Raw genomic sequence first — 17,186 nt, forward strand, 5'->3', positions numbered from 1 at the left:
TATCTTGCAGCGGTTTGTTATAAAATTTAACGGGGGCGCAGCCGGACATTAAAAAGGGTGTTTGGCGCATGGAGATCATTACTACCCACACCAATACCGACCTGGATGCCCTGGCGGCCATGGTGGCCGCCCAGAAGCTTTACCCTGAAGCCCTTATGGTCTTTCCGGGAAAGCTTTCCCGCAACGTGGAGGAGTTCATGGCCCTACACAAGGACGCCCTGGCCGTGACCAGCCTGCGGGACGTCGACCTCGAAAGGGTGCGGCTGGTGGTGCTGGTGGACACCAAGAACCCGCGGCGCCTGGGCAAGCTGGCGGAGGTGCTGAAACGTCCCGGAGTGGAGGTACATATTTACGACCACCACCCCTGGGCCGAGGGCGATGTGCGCGGCACGGTGGAGGTGGTGGAGGATGTGGGGGCCACCGTAACCCTTTTGGTGGAGAAAATCCGCGAGCAGGGGATTCCCCTTAATCCCCTGGAGGCTACCATCCTGGCCCTGGGCATATACGGCGATACCGGGTCGCTGGTCTTCACCAATACCACGCCGCGGGACCTGGCCGCCGCCGCCTTTCTTTTGGAAAAGGGGGCCAATCTCGGGGTGGTGGCCGAGTTCCTGGGGCGCCCCATGACGGAGGAGCAAAAGTCCCTTTTAAAGTCGCTTTTGCTCTCGGCGCAGCGCTACCAGGTTAACGGCGTGAAGGTCCTCCTGGCCACGGCTGCCGTAGACGAGTTTGTGGTGGGGCTGGCCGTGCTCACACACACCATTTCTGAGATCGAGCGGCTCGATGCCGTTTTTACCGTGGTGGAAATGGAGGATCGCGTGCATATTGTGGGGCGCAGCAAGGTGGCCCAGGTGGACGTGCAGGAGATACTGGCCTCCTTCGGGGGCAGCGGGCACCCGGCGGCGGCTTCCGCCACGGTAAAAGGGGTGCCCCTGGCCAGGGTGGCGGAAAAGCTGCGCCAGGTTATCGAGCAAAAAGTAAGGCCCCCCCTCACGGCGGCGGGGATCATGTCCAGCCCGGTAAAAACGGTCACCCCTGCCACCACCATTAACGAGGCCGGGCGCATCATGCTGCGCTACGGGCACACCGGCCTGCCGGTGGTGGAGGACGGCCGGCTGGTGGGGGTCATTTCCCGGCGGGATGTGGAGAAGGCAAACCTCCACGGGCTCAGCCACGCCCCCGTCAAGGGCTTCATGAGCCACAATGTCATCTGGGTCACCCCGGACGTCCCGGTCACGGAAATCATGCAGCTGATGATCGAGCACGACATTGGCCGCGTGCCGGTGGTGGACAACGGTCGCCTGGTGGGCATTGTTTCCCGCACGGATGTCCTGCGCACCATGCACGGCGAGCTTCCCTCGCGCTACCGCACCCTCTACGCCGGCCACGTCTCCAGCGCGGGGAGCAATGTGGCCGGGCTCATGCGCCGCGTGCTGGGGGAGCGGGAATGGGAACTCGTCTGCCAGGCCAGGGAAATTGCGGCGGGCATGGGCTGCAAGGTCTACATTGCCGGGGGAGTAGTGCGGGACATCTTGCTGAAGGCGGAGAACCTCGACCTGGACCTGGTGGTGGAGGGCGACGGCATAGCCTTTGCCGGGGAGATGGCCCGGCATTACGGGGTCACCTTACGCTCCCACCCCAAGTTTGGCACGGCGGAGATTGTCTTCCCCGACGGCTTTAAGGTCGACGTGGTCACGGCCAGGGTAGAGTATTACGAATATCCCGCAGCCCTGCCCCGGGTGGAGAGTTCTTCCCTGCGCCAGGACCTGTATCGCCGTGACTTTACCATCAATGCCATGGCCATCGATTTAAACGGCGAGCGCTTTGGGGAGCTGATAGATTACTTCGGCGGGAGGCAGGATTTACAGGAGGGGCTCATCAGGGTATTATATAACTTAAGTTTTATCGAAGACCCCACGCGCCTGCTGCGGGCCGTGCGCTTCGAGCAGCGCTACGGGTTTAAAATAGAGCCGCAGACGTTAAAGCTGGTTCACGAGGCCGTGCGCCGGGAAGTGTTGAACCGCGTATCCCGTGAGCGCCTCTGGGAGGAAACAAAGCACATTCTCGCGGAGGAAAAGGCGGGGAAAATGCTTCTGCGCCTGCACCAGCTGGGCTTGTGGCCCTTTATTTTCCGCGAGGTGGACTTCTGGCAGGTGCAGGGGGTGCTCGGCGAGCTGGGCGACGCCCTGGCCCTTCTGGAAGAGTGGGGCTTTCCCTGCGGGGAGCGCTGGCTCTGCTATTTCCTGGCCGTGGTGCACCGCAGCAGCCCGGACGCGGCGCAAGAATTATGCCTGCGCTACCACTTTAACAAGCGCCAGATCCAGAAAGTCCTGGCCACCCTGGAGGCCTGGCCCCGGGTTTTAAGTTTGCTGGGCCAGTACGAGCAAGCGCCCAGGAGCCGCCTGGCCGAGGAGGTGCTCGCCCTGCCCCGGGAGGCCTACCCCCTTGTCCTCGCCCTTGCCGGCGAGAACCGGGTGCGGGAGCGTTTTCACCAGGTGCTGCTGCTGGTGAAGAACAGCCGGCCTACGGTTGACGGCTCCTTTATCAAGAGCCTGGGTTACCGTCCCGGGCCGCTTTTTAGGGAAGCCCTGGATGCCGTCCGACGGGCCAAGCTGGACGGCCTCGTGAAGACCAGCGAAGAAGAAAAGGCCTTTGTGCAGGAATTTTTGCGGCGCCGCCAGGGGGAGGATGGCCTTGTTTAGCTTGCCCAGCCCCTATGAAGTGGGCATTATGCTGCCGGCGGTGGTTTTAGGGCTTACCTTTCACGAGCTGGCCCACGGGTGGGTGGCGGATAGCCTGGGCGACCCCACGCCCCGTTACCACGGGCGGCTGACCGTCAACCCCCTGGCGCACGTGGACGTGATTGGCCTCATCCTGTTGTTCGTGGCGGGTTTCGGGTGGGCCAAGCCGGTGCCCGTAAACCCTTACAATTTCCGGGGTAATATGCGCCGGGGTATGGTACTGGTGTCCCTGGCCGGGCCGGCGGCCAACCTGGTGCTGGCTTTAGTAGGGGCGGTGCTGCTGGGCCTGGGGGGCTGGGCATTGCCTTACGGCTACGAGATCTTGACCGCCATCATCCGCATTAACATTGTGCTGGCCGTTTTTAACCTCCTGCCCGTGCCACCCCTGGACGGCTCCAAAATCCTGGCCGGCCTTTTGCCCGGAAGGCAGGCCTGGCTGTACGCCCTGGAGTCCTACGGGACCATCATCCTTTTATTTTTGCTTTTTACCGGTATCATCGGGCGCGTCCTGGGGGTAATCATCCACCCCCTTTATCGCGCCTTCATGTCCCTGGCCAAGGCCGTCAGCCTGATCTTCTAGGAAGGAGATGCTGGGTGTAATGTTGAGGGTTTTAAGTGGCATGAGACCCACCGGACGCCTCCACATTGGTCACTTAAGCGTCCTGGAGAACTGGCGCGAGCTGCAGGAGAAGCACCGGTGCTTCTTTTTTGTGGCCGACCTCCACGCCCTAACCACGGCCTTTGACCGCACGGAGGAGATAAAGGGCAATACCCGTGAGATGGTCCTCGACTGGCTGGCCGTAGGGCTGGACCCGGAGAAAAGCGTCCTTTTTGTGCAGTCGCGCGTTTTGGAGACGGCCCAGCTGCACCTCCTCTTTTCCATGATCGTCCCCCTGGGCTGGCTGTACAGGGTCCCCACCTACAAAGACCAGGTGCAGCAGTTCCGGGAGAAAGGCAAGGACATCATGACCTACGGCTTTTTGGGCTACCCCGTCCTGATGTCCGCCGACATCTTGCTTTACCGGGCCGAGGGGGTACCGGTGGGGGAGGACCAGCTGCCCCACCTGGAGCTCTGCCGCGAGCTGGCCCGCCGCTTCAACCACCTGTACCGCCCCGTCTTTCCCGAGCCCCAGGCCATCCTGGCCAGGATACCCGTGCTGCCGGGCGTAGACGGGCGCAAGATGAGCAAGAGCTATGCCAACGACATTCCCATCATGGCCGAACCCGAAGAAATCTGGCGCCGGGTCAATGCCATGATCACCGACCCGGCCCGCATCCACAAGACTGACCCCGGCCACCCGGAGGTGTGCGTAGTACACAAGTACCACCGCATATATACCTCCCGGCGCCTGGCGGAAATTGAGGAAGACTGCCGGGCGGGGCGCGTGGGTTGCGTGCCCTGTAAGAAGCTTCTGGCGGGTTCCCTGGAGGCCCTGCTGGCTCCCGTGCGCGAGCGGCGGAAAGAGCTGGAAGCAAAGCCGGGGTTCGTAGAAGAGGTGCTGCGCGAGGGCACGCGCCGGGCGCGGGAAGAGGCTTCCGAAACGCTCGGTCTTGTGCGGGAGGCCATGGGTATATAAAAATCGGGCGGCATGATTACCCCCCTTCCGGCAAATAATTTTGGCCGGAGGGGATTTTTTTGCGCTACAGGAGGCTTTTCATCGGGGCCCTTTTTGTGGCCTTGCTTTGCGGTATAGCCTTGGCCTCTAGGGATTACAGGCCGGCCATGCGGGAGGGCGGGGAGGCGGTTATCCTGCGCCCCCTGGCCGGGGAAGAGGTGAGCAACCCCCTGTGGGTGGCCGGGAGTGTCCGCCACCCCGACCGGGAGGTGCGGGTGCGGCTGGTAACGGCGGAGGGGAAAGTGCTGGCAGAAAGGGTCCTGCGGGTGGGCAGGACGGGTCTTACCGAATTTGAAACCTGCCTGGAATACGGCCTCTGGGCGGAGCCGGTGGCGGCACGCCTGGAGGTGGTGGCAGCGCGGGAGAACGGGTTTGAGGTTCTGGCCTGCGTGCCGGTGGTCCTCAGGTAGGGCCCCGGCTAGCGCAGGCCTTTTAGGAGGTTAAGGGCAAAACGAAAGTTATCGCCAAAGGTAATGGAGTAATTATCCCAGAAAATGCAGCTCCCGCAGAGCACAAAAGCGCCCCCTGAGGGGAAGGTCCTTTCCGCGGCCAGGACGGGAGAAGGGAGGCCCTTAGAAGTGCGGCTCGTTTCCATCCCCCGCAGGATAGGCAGGGTGCCCCCGTCCAGCACCTCTAGGGGGGCACTGTAAGGGAAGACGACTTTACAGACCCCCCGGTTGTAGGCCAGGACCTGTGAGGTTACCAACCGGTAGGGGTCGCCTTCCAGGTGGTTTGTACCGTCCGTAACCTGGTCGTTTAAAACCAGGATGCCGAAGTGGCGGGAAACTTCCGTGCAGATGCGGGCCACGTCATCTTTGTTTTGAAAGTGAGCGGCAAAGATGACGCGCTTTCCCCTGCCGATCACGCCTTCTTTAATGGCTTCTATTTCCCTGTGGCTGAAAGGTGATTCCGGATAGTTAAAGACCACCGTATCATAAGAGAAAAGCTCTGCAAAGTCGTCCACTTCTTCAATGAGCAGGCCCTCTTCAAGCGCCCCACGGGCCAGCCGGGAAAAATAATAGGCGTCGGAAATTAAAAATTCCTGGTGCGTGCTGCTCCAGGCTACGCGCTTTTTTCCCATTGGTTGGCAACACCAGCCTCTCTTTACTTAATTGTAATTGGCTTTTGCCAACCGTATCAAGGTGGGCTTTTTAGCACATACTTTGCAAGGACCGGCAAAAAATAACGTGGTGGGCAGCAGTGCTCATAGCCGCATCCGCTTTCCTCTTCCTGCTTCTCCTTCTCCTGGCTTTTATGCCCTTGACCCTGGAGGTGAGGTGCCGCTACCGGGGCCTGCGGGGGGAGTGGGAGCTTGCTTTAAGCACTTGGATTGGACTCAGGATTCCTCTTCGCCCCTTTCCCCGCGGGCCTGCCGTGTCCGGGCGGGGGAGGAAAAAGAAAAAAAGCTTCCTTTCCTTCCTGGTGCGCCTGCTGGGGAGGAAAGGTTACAGGGCCGGCCTGGCCTTTCTCCTGAAACACGTGGACATCCGCCGCCTGGAGTGGTACACTGCGCTTGGCTCCGGTGACCCAGCCCTTACAGGCGTGCTCGTGGGCGGCCTCTGGTCCGTAAAGGGCTTCGTCCTCGCCCTGCTAGCCCGCTTTTTGGCCGGCTTTACCTGCCTGCCGCAAATAAAAGTAATGCCCTGCTTTACCGGGGCAGGGCTTGACCTTTGGGTTTGCGGCGTTTTTACCACCAGAGCAGGTTACATCTTGCTGGCTGCCTTAAAGGCGGCCTTCTCCAGGTAGCGTTGGCCCCTGACCAATGGGAGGATGATCCCGCCCTCACCGCCGGAGCTCCGCCCCTTTACGGCCGGAAGTCGTCGTGCGCGATCAACACTGATGCCTGCCTGCTGCCCTGTATAATTTCCGGCTTTCAGGTCATATTAACCCATAAAACGTCAGTGCGCGTAGAAGGGGTGACCGGTGGCGTGCCAGCGGAGCAGCAGCATCCCATTGAAAGCCTCATGAAAACGGCCATGGAAACCATCAAAGAAATGGTGGATGTCAACACGGTGGTAGGCAGCCCCGTGGAAACGCCGGACGGCACGGTGATCGTGCCCGTGTGCCGCGTGGCCTGCGGTTTCGGTGCCGGTGGCGGCGAGATAGAGGCGCAGGCGCAGGAAAACGAGCAGTTTCCTTTTTTCGGCGGCGGCAGCGGGGCGGGCATGTCCGTACAGCCGGTGGGGTTTCTGGTGGTGGGGCAGGGGCAAATACGCTTCCTGCCCATAGACGGCAACGTGCTGGCAGACAGGCTTATCGACCTGGCACCTCAACTCCTTTCCCAGCTGCAGTCCCTTTTCAAGCGCGGCGAGCAAAAGCAAGCTGCTTCCACCGTGCCGGCGGCTCCTCCCGGGGGTACGAGGGCGGCCTTTTAGGAAACAACCGGCAACCGCTCTCCCGGGCCGGTTCTAATCCCGCCCTTTTTTTCATAAATGTGAATAAAGCTGCGAGGCTTGGCCCCGGGAGGGTTTCTCGCTTTATGGTCAATTACATCTGGTTGGGAATGATTGTCTCCGGTATCGTTGTGGCGGCTGCCCACGGGCAGGTCGAAGCGGTGACCAGGGCGGTCCTGGAGGGGGCGGACAAGGCAGTTAAAACTTCCCTTAACCTCGTGGCCATTTTAACTTTCTGGCTGGGCATGATGAGGCTGGCGGAGGCCAGCGGTCTGGTAAGTGCCCTGGCCTACCTGGTCCGCCCGGTGACCCGCTTTCTTTTCCCGGAAGTGCCTCCCGACCACCCGGCCATGGGGGCCATCATCATGAACCTCAGCGCCAACATCCTGGGCCTGGGCAATGCCGCCACCCCCATGGGCCTAGTGGCCATGCAGGAACTGCAGAAATTAAACCGCGGTGATCCGAAAACGGCTACCGCTTCCATGTGCACCTTCCTGGCCCTCAACACTTCCTGCCTCACCCTCATCCCCACCACCATCATCGGTATTAGGACCATCTACGGTTCCGCCGACCCCACGGCCATTGTGGGGACGACCATTTTCGCCACCGCCTGCGGGATGACCATGGCCGTAATCGTGGACCGCCTCCTGCGGCACTTTTACGGGCGGGGGGTGACGTAAGCCGTGCTGGAAGTGCTGGACGAGATCTCCCGCTGGGTGATTCCGCTGCTCCTCTTGTTGATCCCCTTGCTCGCGGCGGCCAGGGGCATTCCCGTTTTTGAGGTTTTTGTGGAGGGCGCCTCACAGGGCTTTCACACTGCCGTTAAGATCATCCCCTACCTTGTGGCCATGCTGGTGGCCATCAACGTTTTCCGCGCTTCCGGGGCCATGGAAGCGCTGGTTCATCTCCTTGCCCCTCTCTTGAATCCCCTGGGGTTTCCCCCGGAGGTGCTGCCCCATGCGGTGATGCGTCCCCTGTCGGGCGGTGCGGCCCTCGGCATTGCCACCGACCTCATAGCCACCCACGGCCCGGACAGCTTTATCGGGCAGCTGGTCTCCACCATGCAGGGCAGCACCGATACCACCTTTTACGTGCTGACCCTGTACTTCGGTTCTGTGGGCATTACCCGTTACCGCTACGCCATTGTTTCCGGCTTGATGGCGGACTTTACCAGCCTGGTGGCCTCAGTTTATATCGTGAATAAGCTTTTTCACCCGTAATAACGCCTTGGGGGCGTGTTAAAATATTCCCGGGTGGTGGCTCGTGCAGGAGAGGTTGCAAAAGGTAATGGCCAGGGCGGGGATTGCCTCGCGGCGGCGCTGTGAGGAGATGATAGCCGCCGGCATGGTGAAGGTTAACGGACGGGTGGTAACCCGCCTGGGGACCAAGGTAGACCCGGAAAAGGACGTTATTGAGGTAAACGGGAAGGTACTGCCGCCTCCTGAAAAGAAAGTATACATTTTGCTTTACAAGCCCAGGGGTTACGTGAGTACGGTAAGGGACCCCCAGGGGAGGCCAAAGGTGCTGGACCTCTTGCGGGGGGTGAGGCAGCGGGTGTACCCCGTAGGCAGGCTTGACTATGACAGCGAAGGGCTCCTTTTGCTGACCAACGACGGGGAGCTGGCCTTTGCCTTGACCCACCCCCGCCACCAGGTTCCCAAAACTTACGAGGTGCTGGTGGAGGGAGTGCCGGGTGCAGAGAAGCTTGCCCGGATGGCTAGGGGGGTTCTCCTGGAGGACGGGCGCACCGCCCCGGCTGAGGTGCGCCTGCTGGGAGAGGTGAGGGGGAACGCCCTCCTGGAAATTACCATCCGCGAAGGGCGCAAGAGGCAGGTACGCAGGATGTGCGAACACATCGGGCACCCCGTGCTGCGCCTGGTCAGAACGCGCGTAGGTTTTTTAAACCTGCGGGGCCTCAAGCCGGGACAATACCGTTACCTTTCGCCCCGGGAAGTTCGGCAGTTGCGGGAAATGGCAGGAATTCCAGATTTACCGGCGAAATAACTTGAAAGAGGCATCATTTTGTAGGGGTGGTGTACCTTTGCTGCCTGGACCGGGGGCGGGGGAAGGCTCTTCCCAACCGATTAGGGCAAGAGTAAGGCTGGACTTTAAAGGCGTTCCCCAGAAGGGGCGCCTTTTCTGGGGCAACAAGCCCGTCGAGAAGGTGGCCGAAGAGGCCAGGGAGCAGCAGGTGACCTACTGGCGCCACGTGCCCATCCAGGGGGTACACATCAGCGATGTGGACATGGGCCTGGAGGTATACACCATTTACGATGACGTGAGCGACAGCGAGGTAGCCTATGCGCCTGTGGTGCTGGAAGTGATTGCCGATTCCCTGGAGGACCTGGTACGCTTTGTAGTGAGGGAGGATTTCCGCAAAATAGAGATTATCTCCCCTACTTCACTTACCTTAGGCAAGCACGAGATGGAAAAGCTCATGTTCCGCATTTTTGAAGAATTCACCCACTACCGCCGCAACCTGGAGCGCAAGCTCAACGTTAAGTAAGCGAGGTGGGCTTATGACCCTGCCGGGCAGCAAGCAGGTAGCCCGTGTGGCCTTAACCATGGCCATGAGCGAGGACAGGGAACAGGAGCGGGAGTTGAAGGCCCGCTTTGCCCGGGAAGGTTACCGCACCGCCGCGGTGGATTACGGCGGGGATTTTCTCTCCTGCCTGAACAAGGTGGTGGAGCGGGCGGTGGTGGCGGCAAAGCGTGAGGGAGTGATTAAGGAAGTGCACGCGGAGGAAGGCGCGGTGGCCGGGGCTACACGGGAGGCCCTTTCCCAAATCATGGCCAAGGCCATTGGCTCCAACGTGGGCGGGAAAATCGGCATTGCCCGCTATCAGGACCACATCAGCGTGGCCGTGTTTTTCGGCGTGGGGCTTTTGCACTTGGATGATGTTGCCGTCGGCCTGGGCCACCGGGCCGTTTCCTCGTGAAATTGCCACAATGGGGGATGGCAGGATGGAGAAGGCAAGTATTTTTTTGCGCGGTATCCGCGGGGCAGTTACGGTAGAACGGAACACGGCGGAAGAAATTGTCGCCGCGACGAAGGAGTTGCTGGAAGCAATTGTCGGTGAAAATAACCTGCAGCCTGAGGACGTGGCCGGGGTTTTTTTTACCGTCACCCCCGACCTCAACGCGGAATTTCCGGCTGTGGCGGCCCGGAAGATGCCCGGCTGGAAGTACGTGCCCCTTATGTGCGCCCAGGAAATCAACGTGCCGGGGAGCCTCCCCAGGTGCATCCGCGTCCTGGTTTTTGCCCATACCGCCCGCTCCCAGCGGGAAATAAAGCACGTTTACCTGCGCGAGGCAGCGCGGCTGCGGGAGGATTTAATTTAATTAACGCTTTTCCAGAGGATTGACATTGCGGGCCGGCCCGTGCTAAAATGCCCTTGGTGCCTACAATCACAAAGAGGCGATGGAGCTCGCCTTTAAGCGCCCGTTAAGAGGGCTAATAGCTCCTACCAAAAGCTCTTGAAAGGGGTTTTTGGTAGGGGCTTTTTTAGTGCAAAACTTTTTAGGGGGTGTGTGAGTTTTGAACACGTGGCTGGTAGCGTCTGTCTGGGTGGGGCTGGCCCTGGCGGCGGGGCTGGTATCCGTGCGCACCGGTATTTCCGTGGCCATGGTGGAAATTCTGATGGGGGTGATTGGGGGCAACTTTTTGGGCCTCCAGGTCAATGAGTGGGTGAATTTTTTAGCCGGGCTGGGGGCCATTTTGCTTACCTTCCTGGCCGGGGCAGAGGTGGATCCGGAAGTATTGAAAAGTAAGTTTAAAGAAAGTGTGAGCATAGGTTTTGCATCTTTTCTTCTCCCCTGCCTGGGGGCCTTTGCCTACGCTTACTACGTGGCGGGCTGGGATTTAAGGGCGGCGCAAATTGCCGGCATTGCCCTTTCCACCACCTCCGTGGCTATTGTGTACGCAGTAATGGTAGAGACGGGGCTCTCCAACACAGAACTAGGGCAGACCATCCTGGCCGCCTGCTTCATAACCGACCTGGGCACGGTGCTGGCCCTGGGAGCGCTTTTTGCCAACTACGACTATTGGATGCTGTTGTTTATAGCCATAACGGTAGCCTTCCTCTTCCTCATGCCCAGGGTTACGCCGGGGTTCCAAAGGGTGTTTGGGTACCGGGTCAGCCAGATTGAGGTAAAGTATGTGCTCCTTGTCCTCTTGGTTTTAGGGGGGTTGGCCAATAAGGCCAACAGCGAGGCCGTGTTGCCGGCTTACCTCCTGGGCTTGGCCCTGGCCAGCTTTTTCCAAAAAGAAAAGGAGCTGCTTTACCGCATCAGGGCAGCTACCTTTGCCCTGCTCACGCCTTTTTATTTCCTGAAGGCCGGTCTATACATCTCCCTCCAGGCAGTTTGGGCCTCGCTGGGTTTGATCCTGGTATTGCTCCTGGTAAAAATGGCGGCCAAATTTGTAGGGGTATGGCCTCTGGCTTGGATCTTCCGTTATGGAGCCCGGGAAGGCACCTATACCACCCTGCTCATGTCCACGGGCCTCACCTTTGGCACCATTTCCTCCCTTTTCGGGTTAAGCCACGGGTTTATAGACCAGCAGCAGTACACCGTTTTGGTTACTGTTGTGATAGCCAGCGGAGTTATCCCCACCATTATTGCTCAGGCCTTCTTTTACCCGCGGGCGGAAAGTGTGTCGGCTGAAGAAAGTGCAGCTTACCAGACCCGCAAGGCTAGACTTATAGAGACGAAATCCAGGTAGGGAGTGATGAACATGTATCGCAAAGTGCTGGTGGCTTATGACGGCTCCCCTCATGCCAGGAAAGCCCTTGCGGCTGGCCTGGAACTCGTCCAGTGCTGCGGCTGCGAATTGCATGTGGTGGCCGTAGCCAATTTGCCTGACTACGCGGGTACCGTATCGGAAGTGGACGATATGGTGACAAGAGCCAGGGACTTTTACCAGAAGGAGCTGGAAGAAGCGGCCCGCAGGGCAGCCTGGAAAAACATAAAACTACATACCCATCTGGCTTTTGGGCACATAGGAGAGACCATCGTGCGCTTTGCCCGGGAGCACAATTTCGACCTCATTGTGGTAGGCTCCCACGGTTGGAGCGCCATCCAAAGGCTGGTCATGGGCAGCGTTTCTTCCTATGTTGTACGCCACGCCCCCTGTGCCGTGCTGGTGGAAAAGGGCCAGGAGGATTGAAAAATTCAGTGGCGAGGGGTTGAGAGTTTATGCTGGAAGGCTTCCGGGAGCAAAAAACCGTTTTAACCGGCGCCATCAAGGAGCTGGTAGCTATAGCGCAAGAAAAGGGAAACAGCTTTGCCGTGGAACTGCTTTCCGAAAGCCTGGCCAGGCTGGCCAGTGAATCTTTCACCCTGGTGGTCATGGGTGAATTCAAGCGCGGCAAGTCAACTTTGCTCAATGCCCTTTTAGGGGCCCGCCTCTTGCCCACGGCAATTATACCCCTCACGGCCATTCCCACCATCATCCGCTACGGTACAGAGCCTTCGGCAAAAGTCGTCTTCCAGGACGGGCGTGTGGAGGCAGTGCCCGTTGCTGATATTGTGCTCTACGTGACGGAGAAAGAAAATCCGCGCAACGTGAAAAAGGTGCGGGAGGTGGAGGTTTTCTACCCTTCGCCCCTCCTTGCTGACGGGATTATTCTGGTGGACACCCCGGGAGTCGGCTCGGCATATGCCCACAATACCGAAGTTGCCTACGGGTACCTGCCGCGGGCCGATGCCGTGATTTTTGTCATCTCCGTAGACGCCCCGCTGGGCAAGGGAGAGCTTGACTACCTGCGGGACATCCGCCACCACGTGCACAAGATTATCTTCGTGCTCAACAAGGCCGATATTGCCAGCGAGAGCGATCTGGCCGAGGCCGCCGATTTCACCCGCAACCTCCTGAAAGAGCACCTCAAACTGCAAGACATTACCCTGATGCCTCTTTCGGCACGCACGGCCCTGGAGGGGAAGGAGAGCGGTAGTACGGAAAAAATGGCTGCCAGCGGCATGGCCGAACTGGAGCGGCTGGTGGAAGAGCTGATTAGAAATCAAAAGGGCCGCCTCATTATCTCGGCTACCGCCTCGCGGGCCCTGCGCATCTTGAATGAATTGGAGCTGGGGCTGGATATCTGGAAGCGCGGCATGGAAGAATCTATGGAGGGCCTGGAGAAGAAAATTGCCGCCTTTCAAGCCGAGCTGGCGCATCTAGAGCAGGAGAGGGAGGACAGCATTCACCTCCTCTACCGTGATGTGGATAAGCTGGCCGAGCGGGTGGCTGAAGATATGGCGGCCTTTGAGCGCGAGGTATTTCCCCAGCTTGCCGCGCGCCTGGAGGAATTCGTGCAGGAAACTTTTGCTAAACACTCCCTGAAGGAAACGGCCCGCTTGAGCCAGGAATACATTAAGGCCATTATCCTCGAGGTTCTGGAAAGGAAAAGAGAAGAGGAAAAAGAAGTCATGCAACAAGAGTTTGCCCGTGTAGCCCAAAGGTTTTTCAGGCGGATTGAGGAAATCGTTGACCGCCTGCTGGCAGCTTCGGCGGAGATATTCCAAGTAGAGGTGCATAAGACCGGTTATAAAGAATACATTCTTGGAGACCGTTACTTTTACTTCCACTTTTACGAGCATCCCACCTTCATCCCCGCTTTTGAAGAGCTAACCGTGACTTCCTTGCTTCCCAAATCTCTGCTCAAGAAGCACATTTTAACCAAGACCCGCGCCACGCTGGCCGAGTTGCTTAACCGTAACTGCGGAAGGGTGCGGGCGGATCTGGTAGAGAGCTTAAAGGAAAAGGTAAGGAACGTGGCCGGTGAACTGCGCCTGCGTGCCGATGCGGTGACCTTTAGCTTAAATAATGCCCTGTCCAGGGCCCTGGAGGAGAAAAGAGCCAGCGCGGCGGAGCAGGAACAGGCCAGGGAGAGGTGGGAGAAGGAAAAGCAAAGGCTGGCCGAACTAAGAAGAAAACTCGAGGATCTGGCGGCTCTCTGAAACGCCACCGGGATAACCATGGTTACCAGGTTTTGTCCTCGCTGTTACAGCGCCAATGCCGCCGAAGCCGGGACCTGCCGCCACTGCGGTGCGGCGTTGGCTTCCCCTGCTGGGGATGACTACCTGGCAAAGCTGGTTTGGGCGCTGCACCACCCGGAGCCGGAGACAAGGGTAAGAGCGGCTGAGTTGATTGGGCGCATGGGCAAGGCTGCCTTGCCAGCGGTTGCGGCCTTGGTGCAAGCCTATACGTCTGCCGGCGATCCCTTTTTAAGGGCGGCAGTTGTTGAGGCCTGCGGCTCAATTGGCGGCGATGAGGCTTCTGAGCTGGTGCTAAAAGGCGCTGCGGATCCCAGCTACATTGTGCGCCTTTCTTCCCTGGCTGCTCTGGAGAAAGCAATTTCCACTGCGGGGGAGAAGCGCAAAAAGGAGATGGTGGATATGATACGCCACCTGGCCAAAGGCGATCCCGGCTCCGTTGTGCGGGAGAAGGCTGCGGAATTAATCAATAGGCTTGGCCTTAAGTGAAAGGGAGGGCACTAAAGGTGAATGATGAGAAAAAAGCGGTAAAGAGCCAGGCCGTCAAATTCATTGTGATTATGGGCCTGGTGAGTCTTTTTGCCGATGTGACCTATGAAGGGGCGCGGAGCATTACGGGACCCTACCTAGCCCTTTTGGGGGCTAGCGCTGCGGTAGTAGGCTTTGTATCCGGCTTAGGAGAATTTCTGGGGTACGGCCTGCGCCTTGTTTCCGGCTACCTGGCCGACCGCACGGAAAGGTACTGGCTGGTGACTGCCCTGGGCTATGCCGTAAACCTCCTGGCCGTGCCGGCCCTGGCCCTGGCCGGCCGGTGGGAGGTGGCGGCAGGGCTGTTGATACTGGAGCGGGCGGGAAAGGGCATACGCACGCCGGCCCGGGACGCCATGCTCTCCTACGCCACCTCACAGGTGGGGCGCGGCTTTGGCTTTGCCGTGCACGAGGCGCTGGACCAGATAGGGGCTGTGGGCGGGCCGCTTCTGGTGGCAGCTGCTCTTTATTTGGCCAAAGATTACCGGATCGGCTTTGCCGTTCTCATCCTGCCGGCCATTTTGGCCCTGGGAACTTTAGCTAGGGCGCGCCTGGTTTTTCCTGATCCGCGGGTTATGGAACGCTATCACGAAAAGGAGTTGTCTCCTGCTCCGCAGTTACCTCCGGTTTTTTGGCTTTACATTGCTTTTAGCGTTACCGCGGTAATGGGGTACCCGCATTTTCAGCTGCTCTCTTTTCACTTTAAGGAGCAAAGCGTTTTGCCCGATGCCTACATACCCCTCCTTTATGCCTTTGCCATGGGTATCGACGGCGGGGTAGCTTTCTTAGCTGGTTGGTGCTACGACCGCGCAGGGCTAAGGTCTCTTTTTGTTTTTCCCCTGCTAGCCATTTTCTTGCCGTGGCTCGCCTTTTCCTCTAGCCACTGGCCGGCAGTGGCGGGAATGATTATTTGGGGTGCCCTGATGGGCCTGCAGGAGGCCACCATGCGGGCGGCGGTGGCCGACATGACCCCGCCCCGGCAGCGCGGTCTGGCCTACGGCATTTTCAACACGGCTTACGGCGCGGCATGGTTTGCAGGCAGCGCCGCCCTGGGTTTTCTCTACGACCGGTTACCGGGATATATAGCGCCTTTTGTAACGGCCTTGCAGCTACTGGCGGCAGCCTTACTTCTTTTTACGCTGAAGCTGGCAAAAAAATCTTGACCCCGTGTACCGGCTCATGGTAATATGGCCTTGTAAGTGAGGAACAACCGCATAAGAGGGCGACGAGCTGAGGAGAGTTGAGCCTGAGGGGAGCTTCAGATGAGCCGAGGCGGGCCTTTTGCTGGTAACGGCAGATGCGCCGGTGCTCATGTGGAGCACCGGCTTTTTGCGTTTGTAATGGGGGTGAAAGGGTGTTTTTCCCCACCAGGGACGATTATGCGCGGCTGGCCGGGGAATACCGCCTGGTGCCTGTAGCCAAGGAACTGGGGGCGGACACGGAAACTCCGGTAACCCTTTATGCCCGCTTCCGGGAGCGAGAATTTTCCTTTCTCCTGGAAAGCGTGGAGGGTAGCGAGAAGCTGGCCAGGTACTCTTTCGTCGGCATAGAGCCACTGGCCGTCTACCGCCACAGGGGAAGGGTGGGTGAGTTCGTTGCCCCACCGGGCGCCTTCCGGGAAAATCTTGTCGTTGCGCTTGCGCAGGGTGGCCTGACCCCGCAGGAGAGGCCGAAAGGCTCGCTGGTGGTTGAAGGCAGCCCTGTCGAGATCTTGAAGTGGGTAATGCGCTTTTTCGGCGCACCTGCCCTGCCGGGACTGCCCCGCTTTTACGGGGGGGCGGTGGGCTACCTGGGCTATGACCTGGTACGCTGGCTGGAACGCCTGCCCGCCGTGGCCGAAGACGATCTGGGCTTGCCCGAGGTGTTCCTGGTTTTCACCGGCACCCTGCTCATCCTCGATCACCTGAAGCACACGTTGCAGGTCGTGGTGAACACCCTGCCGGGCGCCGGGAGGGGGAGGGAGTACGAAGAGGCGGTGGGGCGGATCGAGCAGGTTTGCCGCTTGATGGAGGAAGAGGCCCCTCTTGGCGCCGGTAAGCCCGGCCTGCACCTGGAGCCGGACCGCTCCGGCTGCCCGGCTCTGACGCGGTCCAACATGAGCGCGGAAGAATTCGTCTCGCGGGTGCACAAGGCCAAAGAATACATCCGCAAAGGGGATATATTGCAGGTGGTCCTCTCGCAGCGCCTGCAGGTGCCCTTTGAAGGAGACGCCTTTGCCGCCTACCGCCTGCTCCGCCGCCTGAACCCCTCGCCGTACTTGTATTACTTACAGCTGGGGGATCTGATCATAGCCGGCTCTTCGCCGGAGATGCTCTTGCGGGTCGAAGGGGGGGAGGCGGAAACGCGCCCCATTGCCGGCACGCGGCCCCGGGGAAAGGATGCCCTCCAGGATGAGCTTTTGGCAAAAGAACTCCTGGCCGACCCCAAAGAAAAGGCGGAGCACGTCATGCTGGTGGACCTGGGCCGCAACGACCTGGGAAGGGTGTGCCAGCCGGGTACGGTAACCGTACCCCAGTTCATGGTAGTGGAAAGGTACTCCCATGTCATGCACCTGGTTTCTTCCGTGCGGGGCAAGCTGGCCCCCGGGAAGACGTCCCTGGATGCCCTGTGGGCGTGCTTTCCTGCCGGTACCGTTTCCGGGGCCCCCAAGGTGCGGGCCATGGAAATCATCGAAGAGCTGGAGCCCCAGAGGCGCGGCCCTTACGCCGGGGCGGTGGGGTACTTAGGTTACAACGGCAACCTGGACATGGCCATTACCATCCGTACCCTTATCTTCCACCGCAGCCGGGCTTACGTGCAGGCCGGGGCGGGTATTGTGGCGGATTCAGACCCGGAGAGGGAGTACCAGGAAACCGTGAACAAGGCCATGGCCCTGCTGTGCGTGCTGGAGTCCTTAAAGAGCGGCTAAGAGG

The 17,186-nt window shown here is 59.6% G+C and carries 19 protein-coding genes and 1 riboswitch; of the genes, 18 read left to right on the forward strand and 1 reads right to left on the reverse strand.

Annotated features, from left to right (window positions below; genetic code table 11):
* The first annotated feature begins 68 nt into the window (after nucleotides 1–68).
* From G454_RS0116120 to G454_RS0116135, 4 genes are read left to right on the forward strand one after another with little or no spacing between them, the layout of a single operon-like run.
* Entirely contained in the window at nucleotides 69–2,702 is a 2,634-nt protein-coding gene (locus G454_RS0116120; RefSeq protein WP_027719382.1) for a CBS domain-containing protein, read from the forward strand.
* Between the two features lie 28 nt (nucleotides 2,703–2,730).
* Nucleotides 2,731–3,321, forward strand: coding sequence for a site-2 protease family protein (locus G454_RS0116125; RefSeq protein WP_169719395.1), 591 nt, complete (start codon nucleotides 2,731–2,733; stop codon nucleotides 3,319–3,321).
* 19 nt (nucleotides 3,322–3,340) lie between these two features.
* Entirely contained in the window at nucleotides 3,341–4,318 is a 978-nt protein-coding gene (gene trpS / locus G454_RS0116130) for a tryptophan--tRNA ligase (RefSeq protein WP_027719384.1), read from the forward strand.
* A gap of 59 nt (nucleotides 4,319–4,377) precedes the next feature.
* Nucleotides 4,378–4,767, forward strand: a complete 390-nt coding sequence (locus G454_RS0116135) for a hypothetical protein (protein WP_027719385.1) — start codon at nucleotides 4,378–4,380, stop codon at nucleotides 4,765–4,767.
* A gap of 8 nt (nucleotides 4,768–4,775) precedes the next feature.
* Here the strand turns inward: G454_RS0116135 and G454_RS0116140 are convergent, their stop codons facing one another.
* Nucleotides 4,776–5,438 carry a hypothetical protein gene (locus G454_RS0116140; protein ID WP_027719386.1) on the reverse strand — a complete coding sequence of 221 codons (663 nt, stop codon included), beginning with the start codon at nucleotides 5,436–5,438 and terminating at the stop codon, nucleotides 4,776–4,778.
* A 119-nt stretch (nucleotides 5,439–5,557) separates the two neighbouring features.
* Between G454_RS0116140 and G454_RS20665 the strand changes: the two genes are divergently transcribed.
* The 14 genes from G454_RS20665 (at nucleotide 5,558) to trpE (ending at nucleotide 17,182) form a co-directional block, all read left to right on the forward strand.
* A complete protein-coding gene (locus G454_RS20665) occupies nucleotides 5,558–6,103 on the forward strand; it encodes a DUF2953 domain-containing protein (RefSeq protein WP_027719387.1) in 546 nt (181 codons plus the stop codon).
* Nucleotides 6,104–6,285: 182 nt separating this feature from the next.
* Nucleotides 6,286–6,732: a GerW family sporulation protein gene (ytfJ, locus tag G454_RS0116150; RefSeq protein WP_281168488.1), complete on the forward strand. Its 447-nt coding sequence runs from the start codon at nucleotides 6,286–6,288 to the stop codon at nucleotides 6,730–6,732.
* Between the two features lie 104 nt (nucleotides 6,733–6,836).
* Complete coding sequence (locus G454_RS0116155) at nucleotides 6,837–7,430, forward strand: nucleoside recognition domain-containing protein (protein ID WP_027719389.1); 594 nt, start codon at nucleotides 6,837–6,839, stop codon at nucleotides 7,428–7,430.
* Nucleotides 7,431–7,433: 3 nt separating this feature from the next.
* Nucleotides 7,434–7,970, forward strand: coding sequence for a nucleoside recognition domain-containing protein (locus tag G454_RS0116160; protein WP_027719390.1), 537 nt, complete (start codon nucleotides 7,434–7,436; stop codon nucleotides 7,968–7,970).
* Between the two features lie 43 nt (nucleotides 7,971–8,013).
* Complete coding sequence (locus tag G454_RS0116165; protein WP_027719391.1) at nucleotides 8,014–8,754, forward strand: pseudouridine synthase; 741 nt, start codon at nucleotides 8,014–8,016, stop codon at nucleotides 8,752–8,754.
* A 37-nt stretch (nucleotides 8,755–8,791) separates the two neighbouring features.
* Nucleotides 8,792–9,256, forward strand: coding sequence for a hypothetical protein (locus tag G454_RS0116170; protein WP_211230144.1), 465 nt, complete (start codon nucleotides 8,792–8,794; stop codon nucleotides 9,254–9,256).
* A 13-nt stretch (nucleotides 9,257–9,269) separates the two neighbouring features.
* Nucleotides 9,270–9,689, forward strand: a complete 420-nt coding sequence (locus G454_RS0116175) for a HutP family protein (RefSeq protein ID WP_027719393.1) — start codon at nucleotides 9,270–9,272, stop codon at nucleotides 9,687–9,689.
* Between the two features lie 25 nt (nucleotides 9,690–9,714).
* Entirely contained in the window at nucleotides 9,715–10,092 is a 378-nt protein-coding gene (aroH, locus tag G454_RS0116180; protein WP_035108173.1) for a chorismate mutase, read from the forward strand.
* 66 nt (nucleotides 10,093–10,158) lie between these two features.
* Nucleotides 10,159–10,224: riboswitch (Fluoride riboswitch) on the forward strand.
* A 64-nt stretch (nucleotides 10,225–10,288) separates the two neighbouring features.
* Nucleotides 10,289–11,473 (forward strand): cation:proton antiporter, encoded by a 1,185-nt coding sequence (locus G454_RS0116185; protein ID WP_027719395.1) that lies wholly within the window; start codon nucleotides 10,289–10,291, stop codon nucleotides 11,471–11,473.
* Nucleotides 11,474–11,485: 12 nt separating this feature from the next.
* Nucleotides 11,486–11,917 (forward strand): universal stress protein, encoded by a 432-nt coding sequence (locus G454_RS0116190; protein ID WP_027719396.1) that lies wholly within the window; start codon nucleotides 11,486–11,488, stop codon nucleotides 11,915–11,917.
* 29 nt (nucleotides 11,918–11,946) lie between these two features.
* On the forward strand, nucleotides 11,947–13,710 hold the full coding sequence (locus G454_RS0116195) for a dynamin family protein (protein WP_027719397.1): 1,764 nt from the start codon (nucleotides 11,947–11,949) through the stop codon (nucleotides 13,708–13,710).
* 18 nt (nucleotides 13,711–13,728) lie between these two features.
* Nucleotides 13,729–14,235, forward strand: coding sequence for a HEAT repeat domain-containing protein (locus tag G454_RS0116200; protein WP_084413567.1), 507 nt, complete (start codon nucleotides 13,729–13,731; stop codon nucleotides 14,233–14,235).
* Between the two features lie 17 nt (nucleotides 14,236–14,252).
* Nucleotides 14,253–15,437: an MFS transporter gene (locus G454_RS0116205; RefSeq protein WP_027719399.1), complete on the forward strand. Its 1,185-nt coding sequence runs from the start codon at nucleotides 14,253–14,255 to the stop codon at nucleotides 15,435–15,437.
* 191 nt (nucleotides 15,438–15,628) lie between these two features.
* The gene (gene trpE, locus G454_RS0116210) at nucleotides 15,629–17,182 is read left to right on the forward strand and encodes an anthranilate synthase component I (RefSeq protein ID WP_027719400.1); all 1,554 of its coding nucleotides are present in this window, start codon (nucleotides 15,629–15,631) and stop codon (nucleotides 17,180–17,182) included.
* Nucleotides 17,183–17,186: the final 4 nt, after the last annotated feature.

It is taken from the genome of Desulfovirgula thermocuniculi DSM 16036, assembly GCF_000429345.1.
Lineage (GTDB): Bacteria > Bacillota > Desulfotomaculia > Desulfotomaculales > Desulfovirgulaceae > Desulfovirgula > Desulfovirgula thermocuniculi.

What these genes read in the sequence shown, in the direction of transcription:
- G454_RS0116120 (WP_027719382.1), top strand. Translation starts at nt 69, where the DNA reads ATGGAGATCATTACTACCCACACCAATACCGACCTGGATGCCCTGGCG.
- G454_RS0116125 (WP_169719395.1), top strand. Translation starts at nt 2,731, where the DNA reads ATGCTGCCGGCGGTGGTTTTAGGGCTTACCTTTCACGAGCTGGCCCAC.
- trpS (WP_027719384.1), top strand. Translation starts at nt 3,341, where the DNA reads ATGTTGAGGGTTTTAAGTGGCATGAGACCCACCGGACGCCTCCACATT.
- G454_RS0116140 (WP_027719386.1), bottom strand. Translation starts at nt 5,438, where the DNA reads ATGGGAAAAAAGCGCGTAGCCTGGAGCAGCACGCACCAGGAATTTTTA.
- G454_RS0116155 (WP_027719389.1), top strand. Translation starts at nt 6,837, where the DNA reads ATGGTCAATTACATCTGGTTGGGAATGATTGTCTCCGGTATCGTTGTG.
- G454_RS0116175 (WP_027719393.1), top strand. Translation starts at nt 9,270, where the DNA reads ATGACCCTGCCGGGCAGCAAGCAGGTAGCCCGTGTGGCCTTAACCATG.
- aroH (WP_035108173.1), top strand. Translation starts at nt 9,715, where the DNA reads ATGGAGAAGGCAAGTATTTTTTTGCGCGGTATCCGCGGGGCAGTTACG.
- G454_RS0116190 (WP_027719396.1), top strand. Translation starts at nt 11,486, where the DNA reads ATGTATCGCAAAGTGCTGGTGGCTTATGACGGCTCCCCTCATGCCAGG.
- G454_RS0116195 (WP_027719397.1), top strand. Translation starts at nt 11,947, where the DNA reads ATGCTGGAAGGCTTCCGGGAGCAAAAAACCGTTTTAACCGGCGCCATC.
- G454_RS0116200 (WP_084413567.1), top strand. Translation starts at nt 13,729, where the DNA reads ATGGTTACCAGGTTTTGTCCTCGCTGTTACAGCGCCAATGCCGCCGAA.